The organism is Streptomyces cupreus, assembly GCF_014257025.1.
Lineage (GTDB): Bacteria > Actinomycetota > Actinomycetes > Streptomycetales > Streptomycetaceae > Streptomyces > Streptomyces cupreus.
Genome location: NZ_JACMSF010000037.1, coordinates 36202 through 53530, shown reverse-complemented (window position 1 = coordinate 53530; position 17329 = coordinate 36202). Strand labels below are relative to the sequence as shown.

Annotated in this window: 18 protein-coding genes; 5 read left to right on the top strand and 13 right to left on the bottom strand. The window is 71.4% G+C overall.

All coding sequences use genetic code 11. The features are described from left to right. Nucleotides 1-9: 9 nt before the first annotated feature. The 7 genes from H4N64_RS28950 to H4N64_RS28920 form a co-directional block, all read right to left on the bottom strand. Nucleotides 10-1482: an APC family permease gene (locus H4N64_RS28950; protein WP_186285375.1), complete on the bottom strand. Its 1473-nt coding sequence runs from the start codon at nt 1480-1482 to the stop codon at nt 10-12. A gap of 346 nt (nt 1483-1828) precedes the next feature. Next, complete coding sequence (sthA, locus tag H4N64_RS28945; protein ID WP_186285374.1) at nt 1829-3232, bottom strand: Si-specific NAD(P)(+) transhydrogenase; 1404 nt, start codon at nt 3230-3232, stop codon at nt 1829-1831. 86 nt (nt 3233-3318) lie between these two features. Continuing rightward, complete coding sequence (locus H4N64_RS28940) at nt 3319-4227, bottom strand: Crp/Fnr family transcriptional regulator (RefSeq protein WP_222109511.1); 909 nt, start codon at nt 4225-4227, stop codon at nt 3319-3321. Nucleotides 4228-4232: 5 nt separating this feature from the next. After that, the gene (locus H4N64_RS28935; RefSeq protein ID WP_260860035.1) at nt 4233-4628 is read right to left on the bottom strand and encodes a hypothetical protein; all 396 of its coding nucleotides are present in this window, start codon (nt 4626-4628) and stop codon (nt 4233-4235) included. 206 nt (nt 4629-4834) lie between these two features. Further along, on the bottom strand, nt 4835-5653 hold the full coding sequence (locus H4N64_RS28930) for a class I SAM-dependent methyltransferase (RefSeq protein ID WP_186285373.1): 819 nt from the start codon (nt 5651-5653) through the stop codon (nt 4835-4837). Further along, nucleotides 5650-7239 (bottom strand): radical SAM protein, encoded by a 1590-nt coding sequence (locus H4N64_RS28925; protein WP_186285372.1) that lies wholly within the window; start codon nt 7237-7239, stop codon nt 5650-5652. Before H4N64_RS28925 ends, H4N64_RS28930 begins: the two co-directional genes overlap by 4 nt. A 341-nt stretch (nt 7240-7580) precedes the next feature. After that, on the bottom strand, nt 7581-8168 hold the full coding sequence (locus H4N64_RS28920) for an SRPBCC family protein (RefSeq protein WP_260860034.1): 588 nt from the start codon (nt 8166-8168) through the stop codon (nt 7581-7583). Nucleotides 8169-8364: 196 nt separating this feature from the next. On the opposite strand from H4N64_RS28920, the gene H4N64_RS28915 reads away from it, so the two are divergent. After that, nucleotides 8365-9639 (top strand): APC family permease, encoded by a 1275-nt coding sequence (locus tag H4N64_RS28915; RefSeq protein ID WP_186285371.1) that lies wholly within the window; start codon nt 8365-8367, stop codon nt 9637-9639. A 145-nt stretch (nt 9640-9784) separates the two neighbouring features. On the opposite strand, the gene H4N64_RS28910 is transcribed toward H4N64_RS28915, so the two are convergent. The 3 genes from H4N64_RS28910 to H4N64_RS28900 are packed head-to-tail and all read right to left on the bottom strand — an operon-like array spanning nt 9785 to nt 12817. Further along, complete coding sequence (locus H4N64_RS28910) at nt 9785-10090, bottom strand: Rv3488 family transcriptional regulator (protein ID WP_186285370.1); 306 nt, start codon at nt 10088-10090, stop codon at nt 9785-9787. A 46-nt stretch (nt 10091-10136) separates the two neighbouring features. Next, nucleotides 10137-11414: an MFS transporter gene (locus H4N64_RS28905; protein WP_186285369.1), complete on the bottom strand. Its 1278-nt coding sequence runs from the start codon at nt 11412-11414 to the stop codon at nt 10137-10139. Continuing rightward, nucleotides 11411-12817, bottom strand: a complete 1407-nt coding sequence (locus H4N64_RS28900; protein WP_186285368.1) for an NAD(P)-binding domain-containing protein — start codon at nt 12815-12817, stop codon at nt 11411-11413. Before H4N64_RS28900 ends, H4N64_RS28905 begins: the two co-directional genes overlap by 4 nt. Before the next feature lie 109 nt (nt 12818-12926). On the opposite strand from H4N64_RS28900, the gene H4N64_RS28895 reads away from it, so the two are divergent. After that, nucleotides 12927-13292, top strand: a complete 366-nt coding sequence (locus tag H4N64_RS28895) for an ArsR/SmtB family transcription factor (protein ID WP_186285367.1) — start codon at nt 12927-12929, stop codon at nt 13290-13292. 19 nt (nt 13293-13311) lie between these two features. On the opposite strand, the gene H4N64_RS28890 is transcribed toward H4N64_RS28895, so the two are convergent. Together H4N64_RS28890 and H4N64_RS28885 are read right to left on the bottom strand one after the other, a co-directional pair. Continuing rightward, on the bottom strand, nt 13312-14082 hold the full coding sequence (locus H4N64_RS28890) for an aquaporin (RefSeq protein ID WP_186285366.1): 771 nt from the start codon (nt 14080-14082) through the stop codon (nt 13312-13314). A 43-nt stretch (nt 14083-14125) separates the two neighbouring features. Continuing rightward, entirely contained in the window at nt 14126-14434 is a 309-nt protein-coding gene (locus H4N64_RS28885) for an ArsR/SmtB family transcription factor (protein WP_186285365.1), read from the bottom strand. An 88-nt stretch (nt 14435-14522) separates the two neighbouring features. Between H4N64_RS28885 and H4N64_RS28880 the strand changes: the two genes are divergently transcribed. From H4N64_RS28880 to H4N64_RS28870, 3 genes are all read left to right on the top strand, one after another. Beyond that, on the top strand, nt 14523-15155 hold the full coding sequence (locus H4N64_RS28880; RefSeq protein ID WP_186285364.1) for an arsenate-mycothiol transferase ArsC: 633 nt from the start codon (nt 14523-14525) through the stop codon (nt 15153-15155). Between the two features lie 47 nt (nt 15156-15202). Beyond that, nucleotides 15203-15622, top strand: coding sequence for an arsenate reductase ArsC (locus tag H4N64_RS28875; protein ID WP_186285363.1), 420 nt, complete (start codon nt 15203-15205; stop codon nt 15620-15622). Between the two features lie 249 nt (nt 15623-15871). Then, nucleotides 15872-17002, top strand: a complete 1131-nt coding sequence (locus H4N64_RS28870; protein WP_186285362.1) for a sulfite oxidase — start codon at nt 15872-15874, stop codon at nt 17000-17002. 16 nt (nt 17003-17018) lie between these two features. On the opposite strand, the gene H4N64_RS28865 is transcribed toward H4N64_RS28870, so the two are convergent. Next, nucleotides 17019-17222 (bottom strand): hypothetical protein, encoded by a 204-nt coding sequence (locus H4N64_RS28865; RefSeq protein ID WP_186285361.1) that lies wholly within the window; start codon nt 17220-17222, stop codon nt 17019-17021. Between the last annotated feature and the right edge of the window lie 107 nt (nt 17223-17329).

The window sequence follows — 17329 nt, the reverse complement described above, 5'->3', positions numbered from 1 at the left end:
GCGGGCCCCTCAGAAGTCGGTGGGGAGGCCCTCGTGGACGCGGACGTGCTCGGGCGGGTGGCCCGCGGGGACGTAGTCGGACTCGATCGTGTGGGTGGCGTCCAGTTTCGCGGGCCGGTAGTAGTCGCTGCCCTGGCGCCAGTACCAGAGCATCGGGACCACTCCCGCGGCCAGTCCGCCGACGCCGATCGCGATCGCGGCCGGATCCAGTTCGCCGAGCGACTCCACGAACACCCAGAACATGAACAGGGCGCCGAACAGCGGCCACAGCCCGCCGAAGACGAAGTTGGCCGGGGACTTCAGCAGCATCTTGCGGTACGCGACCACGACCGCGAGGCCGGTCAGGCCGTAGTAGACGGCGATCTGCAGGCCGATCGCCGAGATGGCGTCGGAGAGGATCTCGCCGACCGAGCCGAGCGCGTTGGAGGCGACGAACATCGCCAGCGCCACCGCGCCCACCACGGCGATGGCCACCCACGGCGTGTTCCAGGTGTGGTGCACCTTGCCCAGTGCGGCGGGCATCGTGCGGTCGCGGCCCATCGCGAACAGGGAGCGGGTGACCTGGATGAGCGTGGTCTCCAAAGTGGCGACGGTGGAGAGCATCACCGCGACGATCAGCAGCTTGCCGCCCCAGCCGGGCCAGATCTCCTCGCCGAGGACGGCCAGCACATTGGCCTCGTTGGCGTGGATCTGGCCCGAGGAGAGGATGATGTTCACCGCGATCGTGAACACCTCGAACAGCAGGAAGACGACCCCGACCCCGATCAGGCCCGCGAGACCCGCCGTACGGCGGCTGTTGCGGGTCTCCTCGCTGAGGTTGCCGGTGACGTCCCAGCCCCAGTAGTAGAACGCGGCGATCAGCGCGCCCGAGGCGAAGCCCGACACGCCGTCGAACTGGCCGAAACCGAGCCAGGACCAGTCGAAGACGCGGGCGTTGTCCGTGTGGAAGACGGCGAGCACCGCGAACAGCGCGAGCAGGGCGAGTTCGACCCCGGACATGATGATCTGCGCGCGGACGGTGAGCCGGGCGCCGCCCAGCACCACCAGCAGCATGAGCAGGAACCAGGCCGCGCCCACCACGGTGGACAGCGCGGTGTTCTCGGCGAGTTCCTCGTCGAACAGGGCGAGCGTCATCGAGCCGGCGGGCAGCGAACCGGCCACCATGAAGATGGTCGCCGACACCACCAGCGCCCAGCCGCTGAGAAAGCCCAGAAAAGGATGGAGAGTTCGGCCGACCCAGGAGTAACTGGCGCCCGCGTTCACATCGATGCGGCCGAGGTAGCTGTACGCCAGGGCGATGCCGAGCATGGGTATCGCGCAGTACAGCAGCGCGGCCGGACTGGCCGTCCCCACCGCGCCGACGAGGACCGCGGTGGTGGCTGCGAGCGAGTACGCCGGAGCGCTGCCCGCGACCGCCATCACCACCGTGTCGAACGTACCGAGGGCTCCTGCCTGAAGTCCTCTGCCCCTGTTGATGCTCATGGCCTGTGCTGCTTTCCGTCGTGCACGTCGCCAGGACACCGACGGGGGCCTGGACGGCGTAAAGGGGGTGGGGGGTTGCACCCGCCTCGGGTCGTGGAGGGATGGCCTCGGGCCCGGAGCGGCGAAAAGTGTTGAGGTGCGGTCGGGGTCGTGCAGCCGCAGAGTCGGCATACGATCACACCGCGTGTGCACGTGATGAGTGATGATAGCCCTACCCGCCGTCTGCTCAAGACGGAGCCGGAATTTGGTGGCCGGGCGGGGCGAAACGCTGTTCGGACCAGGCCTGTTGCGCGGGCGGCCTGACGGAGCGGAATATTCCGTCAGGCGGCGCGCTCCCGGTTCGCGGCTAGTCGTCCATCCGGTCGACCTGCCGGAGGCGGTTGGTCGCGTCCAGGGCGGCGACCTTGTAGGACTCCGCGAGCGTCGGATAGTTGAACACCGCGTCGACCAGATAGTCGACGGTGCCGCCGCAGCCCATCACCGACTGACCGATGTGGATGAGCTCGGTCGCCCCGGAGCCGAAGCAGTGCACGCCGAGCAGGGTGCGGTCCTCGGGCGAGACCAGCAGCTTCAGCATGCCGTGCGAGTCACCGATGATCTGCCCGCGGGCCAGCTCCCGGTAGCGGGAGATCCCGACCTCGAACGGCACCCGGTCCTCGGTGAGCTGGTCCTCGCTGCGGCCGACGAAGCTGATCTCCGGGATGGTGTAGATGCCGATCGGCTGGAGGTGGTGCATCCGGCCGACGGGCTCCCCGAAGGCGTGGTACGCGGCCGTACGGCCCTGCTCCATGGAGGTCGCCGCGAGCGCCGGGTAGCCGATCACGTCGCCGACGGCGTAGATGTGGGGCACCTCGGTGCGGTAGTGCTCGTCGACCGCGATCCGGCCCCGTGGGTCGGCGGAGAGCCCCGCCTTGTCGAGGTCGAGTTCGTCGGTGAGGCCCTGCCGGCCCGCCGAGTACATCACCGCGTCGGCGGGGATCTTCTTGCCGCTCTCCAGGACGGTGAGCGTGCCCCGGGGGTGCCGCTCCACCGCGGCGACCGTCTCCCCGAAGCGGAACGTCACCGCCAGGTCCCGAAGGTGGTACTTGAGCGACTCGACGACCTCGACATCGCACATGTCGAGCATCCCGGCGCGCTTCTCCACCACGGTGATCTTGCTGCCGAGCGCCGCGAACATGGAGGCGTACTCCATGCCGATGACCCCCGCGCCGACGATGACCATCGAACGCGGCACCCGTTCCAGGGCGAGGACATTGTCCGAGTCCATGATGGTCCGCCCGTCGAACTCGACGCTGGCGGGCCGCGCGGGCCGGGTGCCGGTGGCGATGACGATGTGCTCGGCGCTGATCAGCCGTTCATGTCCGGTGACCTCGCGCAGGGCGACGGTGTGGTCGTCGACGAACCGGCCGGTGCCGGCGAACAGGGCGACGTGATTGCGGGAGAGCTGATTGCGGATGACGTCGACCTCGCGGCCCACCACGTGCTGGGTGCGCGAGATCAGGTCGGAGACGGTGATGTCCTCCTTCAGGCGGTAACTCTGGCCGTACAGATCGCGCTGGGTGAGACCGGTGAGGTACAGCACCGCCTCGCGCAAGGTCTTGGAGGGGATGGTGCCGGTATGGATGGAGACGCCGCCGACCATGTCGGGGCGGTCGATGACGGCCACCCGGCGGCCCAGCTTGGCCGCGGCGATGGCGGCCTTCTGGCCGCCCGGACCGGATCCGAGGACGAGCATGTCGAAGTCGGGCACCCTCAGGAGTCTGGCAGCCGGAAGACCATTTCCGAAAGGGCGGACGGCGAACACGCGCCAGGAGCAGGGCAGTTGGCGAGACCGGGTTATCCTGCTTCGTCGCGTAGACGTGCGGGGTCGAGGACGGTGATGCGGCCGCGGGCCAGGCGTAGCAGGCCGCGGTCGGCGAAGTCGCGCAGCACCTTGGTCGTGGTTTCGCGGGAGGTGCCGGCCAGGGCGGCGAGTTGTTCGTGCGTGAGCGCGATCTGGGGGTGGCGGGTGCCCGGACGGAGCCTCCCGGCGGCCGTCTCGGCGCGGGTGGCGAGGGTGGTCAGGGTGGTGGCGATCCGCTGCGGGACGGACTTGAACACGCTGTCGGACAAGCGCTGTTCGAGGTCGGCGAGGCGGCGGCCGAGGATCTCGGTGATCCGCGCGGCGATCCGGGCGTCGGACAGCAGGAACTTCCGCACATCGGCGCGGCTCATCACACAGACGGTGACGTCGTCGAGGGCCTCGGCGAAGTTGTCGTACATTCGTTGCCCGAGCAGGGCCATCTCGCCGAAGATCGTGCCGGGGCTGATGATCGCGCAGGTCAGGGCGCGGCCGTCGGCGGAGACGCGGAAGATGCGCACCCGGCCGCGCTTGAGGATGAACAGCACCTCGGACGGCTGGGCGGGGGAGTGCAGGATCTCCCCGGCCGCGTAGGTCTTCATCGGGGCCGCGGCGGCGATGGCGTCCATCTCCGGCTCCGACAGGTCGCGGAAGATGTCGACCTCGGAGATGCACCAGGTGCGGTCCGGATCTCCGCTCTCGCCGTCATGGTGGTCGATCATGCGATGGGTCTCCTCGCGTCGCCCGGGGGCCCACGGCGGGGGAGCGGCGCCCCACGCGGGGGCGGCCAGCACGCCGGTGCCCTCGGCCAGACAGTAGGGCACCGCGCCGCCGCCGGAGGTGCTGCCGCGCGGCGGAGCCTCCCCGAAGGGGATGACGGGCTGGTCGGCAGATGCGTCCGGCATCGGTGTCATCGCCGGGGCGCGCCCTCGGTGCCCTTGCCCGTCATCCGGGCGATGGAGGAGTAGGTCAGGCCGGCGAGCAGGCCGAAGACGAGGTGGGCGCCGAGGCTGGAGGCGGTGACGTCGTTCCACTCGAAGACCGGCATGCCCATGTTCGCCGGCATGATCCACAGGGCGCCGAGCACCCACCACCCGGCGCCGCAGGCCAGGCCGAGGACGACGGCGGGCGCCGTCTTCTGCGCGTACTGGCCCGGCAGGACGCCGAAGCCGATGCCGGCGAACAGGGCGATACCCAGGTGGATCAGCCAGCCGGCGAAGGCATTGGTGGAGCCGGGGAGGCCCGCGACCATGGTGATCATCACGTTGTCCGTCATCGGGCGGGACACCGACATCCAGATGTCCATCCCGACACCGCCGACAGCCCGGCCGCCGCGCCGTGGAGGGCGTGGACGGGGAGGGCGGCGGTGCGCGGGGAGACGTGCACGGTGGTGGCCATGATGGTGAAGTCCTCTCCTTGCCGGTCGTGCTGCTTTCGCTTGTGACGCTAGGGCGGACGACCGGCGCGGGTATGTGAGCGCGCTTACGTACCCGCCGGTAGCGGCGCAGGTCGTCAGGCCGCCTTCTCGGCGATCAGCAGCGCGTAGCCGAGCGTCTTGTCGGCGACGGCCGTACGCGCTGCCGCGAGAACCGCGGGCGCGGCCTCCAGATCCACTCCGGCCTCGGCAAGCCGCCCGGCGGCGGTCATGCGCAGTAGGTTCAGCCGGGCTTCGATCTGGTCGATCATGCGGGTCATGGCCTGGTCGTGCCGCTCGGTGCGGAGGGTGCGCAGTCCGGCCGCGGCCAGGATCTCGGCGTACTCCTCCAAGGGGCGGGCGTCGGCGACGCAGGCGATGCTCGCGGCCAGGCCGGTCAGTTCGGGCGGGAGCCGGTCGGGGTCGGCGGTGACGTCGGTGATGCCGAGGCGCCCTCCCGGTTTGAGGACGCGGGCGAACTCGGCGGCGGCCCGGGCCTTGTCGGGGAAGGTGCACAGGGCGCACTCGCACACCACCGCGTCGAACACGGCCTCCGGGTAGGGCAGATGCTCGGCGTCCCCGGTCGTGAACACGGCTCGCTCGCCGAGCCCGGCGGCCTGGGCGGCGCCCTGGGCGAGGGCGGTGTTGGCCGGCGCGTAGTCCACACCGTCCACGCGCACACGACAGGCATCGGCGAGAAGCAGGGCGGTGGTGCCGCGACCTGAGGCCACATCGAGCACGCGGCGGCCCTCGGCCAGGCTCAGGCCGTCGGCGAGGCGCCGGGTCAGGGCCGTACCGCCGGGATGGTAGGAGTCGCCCAGCAGCAGCGCGACCACGTCGGAGGAGTACGCGGCGGCGCAGCAGGCTTTGAGCTCGTCGCCGGGCGGGCCGGACGGGATCGTGTTGCGGTCGGTCATCGCGTCTCCTCCTCGACGGCGGTCTTGGAGCCGTACGGGGTGGTGGTGAGCCGGTCGGCCAGCGGCAACGCGTTCGGCGCGACCGAGGCGATGGGCACGCCGGACATCTCGGCGCGGACCTGCTCGCGGTAGCCGACGGAGTTGTACGCGCAGAAGGGGATGAGCCGCCCGTCGGGGGTGATCTCCTCGACGCAGCACTTCATCAGCTGCTTGACGTTGAGGGTGTAGGGGTCCTGGAAGTCCTGCACGACGATCATGAACGCCTTCTCGTTCAGCTCCTTCACGGCCCGGGGCAGGTCGATGCCGCAGGCTCCCCCGCTGCCGAAAGCGTGGGAGGTACCCCCAGCGCAGTCCAGGGCTTCGGCTGTGGCCCGCAGTTTCTCCTCGGTGGTCTGCGTTCCCATGAACGCGGACGCCGACCAGAGTTTCTCCAGGGCCTCGCGGATGCCGGTGTCGGGCATGACGCGGTTGGTGACGTAGTCGAGGTGATCCTCGACGTTCAGCAACCTGGGGATCGGCACGACGGTGCGGTTGCCCGGTTCGCCGTCGACCAGGACGTAGGTGATGGAGCGGCAGGTGGGGAAGCAGCACGGTACGGGGAAGAAGTCGCCCTTCTGGAACCAGCCCGGCCGCTGCTCGTTGATGAGCCGGATGACATCGGGGTTGGTGAGCCGGTTCAGCGGGTCGAAGGGCACGTGCCGGCCGGAGTGGGTGACCGGCTGGAACGCCACCGAGCGGACCGCGGGGTGGTCGATGCCGTACTCGATGATCGTCCCGAGTTCGTGCTCGTTCAGGCCGCGTTCGACGGCCGCGACCAGGGTGACGGTCAGCCCGGCCTCGGCGCAGTTGTCCAGGGCCCGCTGCTTGAGCGTACGAAGGTCACGTCCCCGGATCTCCAGATGGGTGCGCTCGTCGAAGCCGTCGAACTGGAGGTAGATGTTGACCGACTTGCCCGGCACCTGGTTGCGCTTGCCGAGTTCGGCGACGAAGTTCGTGTCGGCGGCCAGGCGGATGCCGTTGGTGTTGAGGTTGACGTTCTCGATGGGGCGGGCCTGGGCGAGGTCGATGAAGTCGAGGATGTGCTTGTGGATGGTGGGCTCCCCGCCGGAGAACATCACCACCTCTGCCTCGCCCTCCGAGGCGACGAAGGCATCCAGCATCCGCTCGCACTGCTCGTGCGTGATGGAGTAGCCGTCGGGCTGGTGGCCGGAGTCGGCGAAGCAGATCGGGCAGTCCAGGTTGCAGCCGGTGTTGACCTCGATGATCCCGAGACAGGCGTGCTGCTTGTGCTCCGGGCACAGCCCGCAGTCGCTGGGGCAGCCGTCCCGTACCTCGGTCTGGAAGGCGAGCGGGACGGTGCCGGGCTTGTTGAAGCGCGCGGAGGACACATACTCCTCGGCGTCCCCGTACACCAGCGCCTCGAACTCGCCGTGCTCGCGGCAGCGTTTACGCAGATAGACCTTGTCCTCACGGATGTTGACCTGCGCGTCGACGGGCGCCTTGCACATCGGGCAGATGGACTTGGTGAACTCCACGAACACCTCGTCCCTCTCCTGCTTGCGGCGGGGCGCCGGTGCCTGGTTCATGGGGAACTCCCCTTCCGTGGGGTGGTTTTGGGGCGGTCACCGGATGCCGTGGTCCGCGGGAGCCGGGGTGTGCGGTGTGTCCGCGTGCGTACGCCTGGACGGGCACCGTCCACACCAGCGACACCGCGATCCATCGCCGTGTACACCGGGCCCAGCACGATCCTCAGCACCATGAGGCGAAGCTACGACCCCGCGCGGCGCGGGAACTGTAAGCGCGCTCACCGAAACGCGCGCGGCGGCGTCATCCGGCGGATCATCATCAGCCGGGCGGCATCGGCCTCGGTGCAGAGGGGATGACGAGGCCGGTCTCCACGTTGTACTCACCGACGGCCACTGACCGGTCACGCGAGCGCCGCGCGCCGCTCCGCCTCCTGCTTCACCGAAGCCAGCGACGAGGCGACCGTCGCCTCCCAGCGGGCGGCCACCGCCGTGCCCCACCACTGCCCGGCCCGCCACAGGTCGGTGCCCAACTCGCCCTCGTACACCAGCCGCGTCCCCGCAGCGGTCTCCTCCAGGACGAAGGACTCGGTGACGTGCGGCACCGGGCCGCGCACCAGACGGAAGTCGATCCGCGCGGGCCGGGTGAAGCGCACCGTCTCCACCGTCACCGCTGTGAGCCGCCCGCCGGCGATGGGTGTGCAGTGCTCGGCCAGCACCATGTCAGTGCCGCGTTCCAGCACCCGCAGCTTCTCGCGCATCGCCCGCGGCGTACGGCCCAGATACGGTCCGGCCACCACGTCGAACACCGTCTCACGCGGAGCCGCGATATCGACGGTCTGCGGGCCCAAGGGCCGGGTCCGGCGGCCCACGCCGACATCGACCGGTACGGCTCCGGTCACCAGCCCCAGGTACGCGGCGGTCAGCGCACCCCCCGCACCCGCGGCCCATGCCGCCACGCGCGCGGTGCCGTTCCACCCGGCGCGCATCATGACCGGCCGCCTCCGACGAGATGTTCAGGGTCCATACAGCGACGCTAGAACATCGGCCGTCGGACCGACGGTGACCGCGCTTGCACTTCGCCGCTGATCTCATGACGTCCCCGGCTCGGCCGAGTGCAGAGGCTCATATATCGTCTGCCGATATCGGAGTCCGTTAGGCGCGGCTGTGCCGCCGAGGGAGTGGTCCATGAGCAACCCAGCTACCGCCGCCGGCGCCTCCGGACAGCTGCGGCGGCGCCTCGGCGTGCTGGACGCGGTCCTGATCGGCCTGGGGTCGATGATCGGCGCCGGGATCTTCGCCGCCCTCGCGCCGGCCGCTCGTGCCGCCGGATCTGGGCTGCTGATCGGCCTGGCGCTGGCCGCCGTGGTGGCGTACTGCAATGCCACCTCTTCCGCGCGGCTCGCGGCCCGCTACCCCGCCTCCGGCGGCACCTATGTCTACGGCCGCGAACGGCTCGGGGACTTCTGGGGGTATCTCGCCGGGTGGGGGTTCGTGGTCGGCAAGACCGCCTCGTGCGCGGCGATGGCCCTGACGGTCGGCACGTACGTGTGGCCCGGGCAGGCCCACGCCGTCGCGGTCGCCGCGGTGGTGGCGCTGACGGTGGTGAACTACGCCGGGGTGCAGAAGTCCGCGCTGCTCACCCGCGTGATCGTGGCGGTGGTCCTGGCGGTGCTCGCCGCCGTGGCGGTCGCCGCGCTCACCTCCTCCGCGTCGGACGCGGCCCGGCTGGACGTCGGCTCGGACGCCACCTTCGGCGGGGTGCTCCAGGCGGCGGGCCTGCTGTTCTTCGCCTTCGCCGGATACGCCCGCATCGCCACCCTGGGCGAGGAGGTCCGCGACCCGCGGCGCACGATCCCCCGGAGCATCTCCATCGCCCTCGGCATCACCCTGGTCGTCTACGTCCTCGTCGCGGTCGCCGTCCTGACGGTTCTGGGCCCGAACGGCCTGGGGGAGGCGACCGCGCCGCTGTCGGACGCCGTCCGGGCGGCGGGCGCCGACTGGCTGGTGCCGGTGGTCCGCGTCGGGGCCGCGGTGGCCGCGCTCGGCTCCCTGCTCGCGCTGATCCTCGGCGTCTCCCGCACCACCTTCGCCATGGCCCGCGACCGGCACCTGCCTCACGGACTGGCCGTCGTCCACCCGAAGTTCCAGGTCCCGCACCGCGCCGAGCTCCTCGTCGGCGTCGTTGTCGCCGTCCTCGCCGCGACCGTCGACGTGCGCGGTGCGATCGGCTTCTCCTCGTTCGGCGTGCTGGCCTACTACGCCATCGCCAACGCCTCCGCCTTCACCCTCACCCCGGCCGAGGGCCGCCCGCCCCGGATCATCCCCGTCCTCGGGCTCGCGGGCTGCCTGGTCCTGGCCTTCGCCCTGCCGCTGACGTCGGTGGTCTCGGGTGCCGCCGTACTCGCCCTGGGCGCCGGGGCGTACGGCGTCCGCCGAGCGGTCGCCGCCCGCGGGGCGTAGTCCTGCGCGCCGCGCCCGGGCGGCGGGAATCCGCTTCTGCCCCACGCATCCAGAAGTTCCGGCCTCCGGTCCCTGGACGCCCGTCTGTATCGCGCCGACACGGTGGCCGGGGCCCGGATTCCGGCCGCCCACAGGTGACCCTGTATCAGTCGGTGTCGTCGCCCAGGACTTCGCGGGCCAGTTCCCTCAAAGCCCGCCGGTCCTCGGCCAGGGCCCGCTTTCCGGCCTCGGTCGCCTTGTAGACGCGGCGGGTGCGGCCGTCGACCACTTGCTGCTCGGAGACCAGCAATCCGTCGGCCTCCAGCCGGTGCAGCGTCGGGTACAGGGTGCCGGGGCTGATCTGGTAGCCATGGCGGGCGAGTTCCTCGGTCATCCACGCGCCGTGGATCTCCTCCTCGGCCGCGTGATGCAGGATGTGCAGCCGCACCGCGCCCCGCTGGAACTCCCGCACCGTGGCCCACCTCCGGCAGTGACGAAACCGATATCGGCATCCGATCCTACGCCGCCGCGCCGCCCACGGGCCCCGCTGTCGCCGAGCCGCTGGGTACCGACTTGTCTGCCGCCCGGGGGTTTGAGCAGGAGGCGATGAGCGCGGCGATGAGGGAGGTGGCGGCTAGCAGGCCGAAGAGGTGCGGGTAGCCGCCGAGGCGGGGCGCGAGGGCGGCGCCGGCGAAGGGAGCCAGTGCGGCGGCGGTGGTTGCCGGGGCCGCGAGGAGGCCGGAGAGGCGGCCGTAGTGGGCAGGGCCCCAGCGGTCGGTGATGGCGGTGGCGTGGAGCAGGGTGAGGTTGCCCCGCACCATGCCGGCCACGATCGAGAGGGCGATCAGCAGGACGTACGGGCCTGGGATCAGGGCGAAGGCGGCGGTGGTGAGACCGCCCAGGGCGATGAGGACCGTGGTGCGTCCGGTCACGGTGGTGCGACGGGCGAGCCCGGCGTACAGGATGCGGCCGAGGGTCTGTCCGGCTCCGCCGAGGCCGAGCACCCAGGCGGCCTGGGCCGTCGAGTAGCCGCGTTCGAGCAGCAGCGGGACCAGGGCCACGACCACGGCGTACATCGCGAACGCCGACAGGGTGAACGCGGCGGCGAGGAACCAGAACGGGCGGCTTCTGGCCACGGGCGTCACGCCGTCCGCGGTGTTCGGCGCGGCAGCTGGAGCCGCGGGCCAGGGCGCGCGCAGCGCCAGGGCGTGCGCGGGGATGGTCAGGGCGGCGAGCAGCCCGGCGAGTGCCAGGTAGGTCTGTCGCCAGGACAGGTGATCGACAAGGAATGCGGTCAGAGGTGCGAAGACGGTGGAGGCGAGTCCGCCGGCGAGGGTGACGATGGTCAGCGCACGGACGTGGTCGGGGGCCCACCAGCGGGTGAGGGCGGCGAAGGCGGGCTGATAGAAGGTGGTCGCCATCGCGAGACCGGCGAGGGCCCAACCGGCGAAGAAGACAGGCACGTTGGGGGCCGCGGCCACGAGCAGCAGGCTCACCGTGCCGAGGACGGAACCGGTGGTCATGACGGCGCGCGGGCCGCGCCGGTCCAGGATCCGGCCGACGCGGATCCCGGCGAGGGCGGAGACGACGAGGGCGAGGGAGAAGGCCGCGGTGGTCGTGCCCGCGTCCCATCCCGTCGCGTGCGTGATCTCGGGATTCAGCACGGGAAACGCGTAGTAGACGATGCCCCAGCTGCTGATCTGCGTCAGACAGAGCGCCACCAGGGCGGCGCGGGGCCGCGACCGATCCCCCGATCCGGTCGCGGCCCCGCCCCCGCGGGTGTTGAGCTCGGTCACGAGCCGCAGCAGCCGCCTGCCGGAGCCTCCTCGGACCTGACCCCGGCGGCCACCGTCGCCGGTGCACCGAGCTGGAGGAGCTGGGGCGCCGGGGCGCAGCAGCCGCCGCCGGACTGGTCGGCTTCGGGCGCGTCGAACAGGCCGGCGCCTCCGCACACCCCGGTCTCGGGGAGGGTGAGCTCGACGCGGTCGGCGGAGTCGAGGTCTCCCGCGATCGCGGCGACGACGGAGCGGACCTGCTCGTAGCCGGTCATGGCCAGGAACGTGGGGGCGCGGCCGTAGGACTTCATACCGACCAGATAGACGCCCTGTTCCGGGTGGGCGAGCTCGCGGTGGCCGTGGGGGTAGACGGTGCCGCAGGAGTGCTGGTTGGGGTCGATCAGCGGGGCGAGGTCGACCGGGGCCTGCAGGCGCTCGTCGAGGCCGAGCCGAATCTCGGAGAGGAACGAGAGGTCCGGGCGGAAGCCGGTCAGCACGATCACCTCGTCGACCGGGTCGAGGCGGCGGCCGTCCTCGCCGGCCAGCACCAGGCGGCCGTCGGCGTCGCGCTCGACCGTCTCCGTACGGAAGCCGGTGACCGCGTCCGCATACCCCTCGTCGACGGCGGCCTTGGCCGCCAGGCCGAGGGCGCCGCGCGCGGGCAGCTGGTCGGCTGCTCCGCCGCCGAAGGTGGAGCCCGAGAGGCCGCGGCGCAGGATCCACACCGCCTTCGTCCCGGCGCCGTCCTCGGCCTTGGCCAGGTCGGCGAGGTAGGCGAGCGCGGTGAAGGCGGAGGCGCCCGAGCCGATGACGGCGGTACGCCTGGCTGCGTACCGGGCCCGTACGGCGGGGTCCTTGAGGTCGGGGACGCGGTAGCTGACGCGGTCGGCCGCCGCCTTCTCGCCGAGGGCGGGAAGACCACTGCTCCCGGCCGGGCCGGGGGTGGTCCAGGTGCCGGAGGCGTCGATCACCGCGCGGGCGAACAGCCGCTCCTCGCGGCCGTCGGCGTGGGTTACGTGGACGACGAAGGGCTGGGTCTCGCGGTCGGCGTCCACGATCCGGTCCCGGCCGGTCCGGGAGACGCCGGTCACCCGGGCGCCGAAGCGCACGCGCTCGCCGAGGACCTCGGCCAGCGGCTGAAGGTACCGCTCGGCCCAGTCGCCGCCGGACGGGTAGGTCGCGGGGTCCGGCTTCACCCACCCGGTCGGGGCGAGCAGCTTCTCGGCCGCGGGGTCGGTGACTTCGCCCCAGGTGGAGAACAGACGTACGTGCGACCACTCGCGCACCGCGGCGCCGGCGGTCTCTCCTGCCTCCAGGACCAGTGGCTCCAGGCCGCGTTCGACCAGGTGGGAGGCGGCGGCCAGACCGGTGGGACCGGCTCCGACGACCACGACGGGCAGCTGGTCGGTGGCAGTGGCGTTCACGGCGATTCCCCTTTGTTTCGACGTTTGTCGATGCCTTGCCGCCAGCATGGCACCTGATTCGATAAGCGTCAACATAGACATTCGTCGAAGTGGACGGCATGATGGATGTATGCCGAACACGAAGGTGCTGCCGCTGCTCGAACCCTCCGTCGACGAGGGTGTGGTGCCGTGCTGCCCGCCGCTGACCGAGCGGCCGTTCACCGCCGAGGAGGCCGAGACGGCCGCGCGGATGTTCAAGGCGCTCGGGGACCCGGTGCGGCTGCGGCTGTTCTCGGCGGTCGCCTCGCACGAGGGCGGGGAGGCATGCGTGTGCGACATCTCCGATGTCGGCGTCTCGCAGCCGACCGTCTCCCACCATCTGAAGAAGCTCAAGGAGGCCGGGCTGCTGACCTCCGAGCGGCGCGGGACCTGGGTGTACTACCGGGTGACGCCGTCGGTCCTGGCCGCGATGGGGCAACTGCTCGCCATCCGGTAGCGGGCCTCGGCGGGTCGGGTCACGCGGGCCGTTCGGCCGTACCGCGCATGAAGATCACCGAGACCAGGGCGAGCCCCACCACGGCCCCGGCCGACTGGGCGCCGATGAACGCCGGGACGGAAGCCGGGGCGATCCCGGCGAAGGTGTCGGTGAAGGCCCGTCCGATCGTGACCGCGGGGTTGGCGAACGACGTGGACGAGGTGAACCAGTACGCCGCCCCGATGTACGAGGCCACCGCGACCGGCGCGAAGCGCAGCCGGTCCGTGCGCGCCAGGCCGAAGATGAGCAGGATCAGCCCGGCGGTCGCGACGACCTCGCCGAGCAGCAGGTTGCCCGCCGAGCGGTCGTGCGTGGACCACCGCACCAGCGGCTCGCCGAACATCGCGTCCGCCAGGATCGCACCCGCGACCGCTCCGACGATCTGCGCGGGGACGTAGGCCGCCGTCTCGCGGGTGGTGACGCCGCTGCCGCCCTCGCGGTGGGTGGTCCACCACTCGGCCAGGGTGACCGCCGGGTTGAAGTGGGCGCCGGAGACCGGGCCGAGCAGGGTGATCAGGACGCCGAGGCCGAAGACGGTGGCGATCGAGTTGGCCAGCAGTTGCAGGCCGACATCCTGGGTGAGGTCGGTGGCCTGGATGCCGGAGCCGACCACCACGGCGACCAGGGCCGCGGTGCCGACCAGCTCTGCGGCGGCGCTGGCGACCAGCGGGGTGCGCGGCGAGGTGGCGCCGGGGGTGGGCTGGGGAGCGCCGGCCGGTATGGGCTCGGCCGTGGGCTCGGTGGCGGTCACAGACGTCTCCTCGGGCAGGACAGGGGCACCGGCGGGGTGCGGATCAGGGGCAGGACCGCTTGCTGTCGGCGTTGGCGCGGGCGGTTTCGGCGAGCGCGGCGAACTGGCCGACGACGGTCTCGATGACCTCCGGGCGCAGCCGATAGTAGGTGAACCTGCCGCACGGCTCCGTCTCCACGACCCCGGCCTCCCGCAGCACCTTCAGGTGGTTGGACAGGTTCGTCTGCTTCGCACCCGTCTCCTCCACGAGATGGGTGGTGCACAGCGTCTCCTGTGCGAGGAGAGTCACGATCTGGAGCCTGAGCGGGTCGGCCAGCACCCGGATCAGATCAGTGTCGACTGACGTCAGCATGGGCTGATACTGTCACATCACCAGGGGCTGATACCAGCCCGGGATGATCTGTCGGCCCGTCGAAGGGGTCCCGTCGAAAGGGTCTCCCATGCCCGCCTCCCCGCCTCCCGTCCTGCCCGATGAACGTCTGGCCGCCGGTGCGGCCCGGCTCGCCATCCGGCACACCGGCCGGTTCGCGCCCGAGACCGTGCAGCGGCTGCTCACCGACTCCTATCTGCGCCTGGCCGCGCCCGCGCAGGTGCGCACCCACCTGGTCGTGCTCGCCGAGCGCTTCGCCGCCGAGCGGCTCGACGCCCTCGCGCACGTCGAGGGCGCCCCGGGCTCCGGCCTGCCGCGAGTGCTGTTCGTGTGCAGCCACAACGCCGGACGCTCCCAACTCGCCGCGGCCCTCCTGGCCCACCGGGCGGCCGGTCGGGTCGCCGTATCCTCGGCGGGCACGCACCCGGCCGGTGAGGTCGAGCCCTTCGTCGCCGAGGTTCTCACCGAGGCGGGCGCCGACGTGGCCGACGCTTTCCCCAAGCCGCTGACCGACGAGGTCGTCAGGGCCGCCGACATCGTCATCACCATGGGCTGCGGCGACGCCTGCCCGATCGTGCCGGGCCGCCGCTACCTCGACTGGCCCGTCCCCGATCCGGACGGCGCCCCCATAGCCGTCGTACGGGCCATCCGTGACGACATCGACACCCGCATCACCGACCTGCTGGCCTCCCTGCCCGCCTGAACCACCCGCACCCTCGCGGTCCGATCCGCTTCACGAAAGTAGAACCCATGTCTGCCGCCCCGCTCGCCTCCGTGCTGTTCGTCTGCGTCCACAACGCCGGCCGCTCCCAGATGGCCGCCGGATTCCTCACCCACCTCGCGGGCGACCGGATCGAGGTCCGCTCCGCCGGCTCCCTGCCCGCCGACCAGGTCAACCCGGCCGCCGTCGAGGCGATGCAGGAAGTCGGCGTCGACATCGCCGACCAGAAGCCGAAGATCCTCACCACCGAGGCCATCCAGGCGTCCGACTACGTCATCACCATGGGCTGCGGCGACGCCTGCCCGATCTTCCCCGGCAAGAAGTACCTCGACTGGGCGCTGGAGGACCCGGCCGGCAAGGGTGTCGAGTCCGTCCGTCCGATCCGCGACGAGATCAGGACCCGCATCGAGGCACTGATCGCGGAGATCGACGCCGAGCAGCAGGCGTGAATCCCGTGACCACCAGCAACGACGTGCAGGAGATCATCGGCTCCGGCCCCGCCGGATAGCCGGAGAACTTCCCCGGCTTTCCCGGCGGTGTCGACGGGCCGGTGCTTGCCATCACGGCCGACGGAACGGTCGCGGCCGCGGCCCCGGACGCCGAACGCTGCCTCCCCGCACGGACGTCACCCGAGCCGGGCCCGCCGCGGTCCGGCCCGACGACGAGCCCTGGCAGTCCGGTGGCGTGACAATGCCGGTATGGGTGCTCAACTCGGTGACGCGAGCGCGCCCGCCCGGCTGGCCGGACCTGACGAGGCGATCGGCCGGGACGAATTGGCGCTCGCCACCAGAAACCACGGGCTGCCACTGGAAGCCCTGCGCTACGACCTCAGCCCGCCGGGGCTGCACTACGTCCTGACGCACTACGACATTCCCTACGTGCCGGACGACACCCACTGGTATCTCACCCTCGTCGGCAGTGTCCGCAGCCCGCTCCGCCTCGACCTCGCTGACCTGAGGGCGTTCCCGCAGGTCACCACGCGTGTCACGCTGGAGTGCGCGGGGAACGGGCGGGCCCTGCTCGCGCCCCGTCCGGTCAGTCAGCCCTGGCTCGTCGAGGCGGTCGGAACCGCCGAGTGGACCGGCGTGCCGCTGCGGCTGCTGCTGGGCGAGGCCGGGGTCGAGGGCGGCGCCGTCGAGGTGGTGTTCACCGGTGCCGACCATGGCGTGGAGCGCGGTGTCGAGCAGGACTATCAGCGCGCCCTGCCCCTGGACGTGGCGCTGGGCACCGAACCCGAGGTGCTGGTCGCGTACGCGATGAACGGCGCCCCGCTGCCGCCGCAGCACGGGCGGCCCCTGCGCCTGGTCGTTCCCGGCTGGTACGGCATGGCCCAGGTGAAGTGGTTGCGGGAAGTCCGGGTCGTCGACGAGCCGTTCACGGGGTTCCAGCAGCGCGTGGCCTATCGGATACGGGAGCAGGCCGATGAGCAGGGCGTGCCCGTCACCCGGATCGCGCCACGGGCGCTGCTCATCCCGCCCGGGTTCCCGGACTTCATGTCCCGCACTCGGGTCGTTCCGCCGGGGCATGTGACGTTGGACGGCCGTGCCTGGTCCGGCTGGGCGCCCGTGACACGGGTCGAGGTCAGCGCGGACGGCGGGCGCAGCTGGCATGAGGCCGAGTTGGAGCCCGACGGCGGGCACCCGTGGGCATGGCGGCGCTGGCGGCTCGGATGGACCGCGACGCCGGGCGAGCATGAACTCAGCGCACGGGCCACGGACGCCGAAGGGCACACCCAGCCGCTCCAACAGCCGTGGAACCGCGGTGGGTTCGCCAACAATCTGGTCCAGCGGGTCCGGGTGGTGTGCCCGGACCCGGATGAGGTTCGGTGAGTGGCTGCCTCGCCGCTCAGGGGAGCATCTTGTCGAGGGCTGCGGGTCCCTCCGCCTCCAGCTTCCGCCTGGCCCATTCCAGATTGCGCGGGGTGATGTCCTTGCCCGAGGCAAGGACCAGGTCCTCCGGCGACACTTCGGTGCCGGTGCGGGTGTGGAGCAGGTCGTCCGGGGTGGCGCGGTCCTCGGACGGCCCGGACGCGGGCTGTGACGTCGGCATGATCTCTGCTCCTCCGGTCCGGATCGCTTGGTGCGGTCCCGGCGCTCTCGCGCAAAGGGTCTGATATCACCATTCAACGCCTTGGCGCGCCGTGCATCCGGAAGGAG

Bases quoted from the DNA above. Each gene is read 5' to 3' on its own strand.
- H4N64_RS28950 (WP_186285375.1), bottom strand. From the start codon at position 1,482: ATGAGCATCAACAGGGGCAGAGGACTTCAGGCAGGAGCCCTCGGTACG.
- H4N64_RS28940 (WP_222109511.1), bottom strand. From the start codon at position 4,227: ATGCCGGACGCATCTGCCGACCAGCCCGTCATCCCCTTCGGGGAGGCT.
- H4N64_RS28935 (WP_260860035.1), bottom strand. From the start codon at position 4,628: ATGGACATCTGGATGTCGGTGTCCCGCCCGATGACGGACAACGTGATG.
- H4N64_RS28930 (WP_186285373.1), bottom strand. From the start codon at position 5,653: ATGACCGACCGCAACACGATCCCGTCCGGCCCGCCCGGCGACGAGCTC.
- H4N64_RS28925 (WP_186285372.1), bottom strand. From the start codon at position 7,239: ATGAACCAGGCACCGGCGCCCCGCCGCAAGCAGGAGAGGGACGAGGTG.
- H4N64_RS28920 (WP_260860034.1), bottom strand. From the start codon at position 8,168: ATGATGCGCGCCGGGTGGAACGGCACCGCGCGCGTGGCGGCATGGGCC.
- H4N64_RS28915 (WP_186285371.1), top strand. From the start codon at position 8,365: ATGAGCAACCCAGCTACCGCCGCCGGCGCCTCCGGACAGCTGCGGCGG.
- H4N64_RS28895 (WP_186285367.1), top strand. From the start codon at position 12,927: ATGCCGAACACGAAGGTGCTGCCGCTGCTCGAACCCTCCGTCGACGAG.
- H4N64_RS28885 (WP_186285365.1), bottom strand. From the start codon at position 14,434: ATGCTGACGTCAGTCGACACTGATCTGATCCGGGTGCTGGCCGACCCG.
- H4N64_RS28880 (WP_186285364.1), top strand. From the start codon at position 14,523: ATGCCCGCCTCCCCGCCTCCCGTCCTGCCCGATGAACGTCTGGCCGCC.
- H4N64_RS28875 (WP_186285363.1), top strand. From the start codon at position 15,203: ATGTCTGCCGCCCCGCTCGCCTCCGTGCTGTTCGTCTGCGTCCACAAC.
- H4N64_RS28870 (WP_186285362.1), top strand. From the start codon at position 15,872: ATGGGTGCTCAACTCGGTGACGCGAGCGCGCCCGCCCGGCTGGCCGGA.
- H4N64_RS28865 (WP_186285361.1), bottom strand. From the start codon at position 17,222: ATGCCGACGTCACAGCCCGCGTCCGGGCCGTCCGAGGACCGCGCCACC.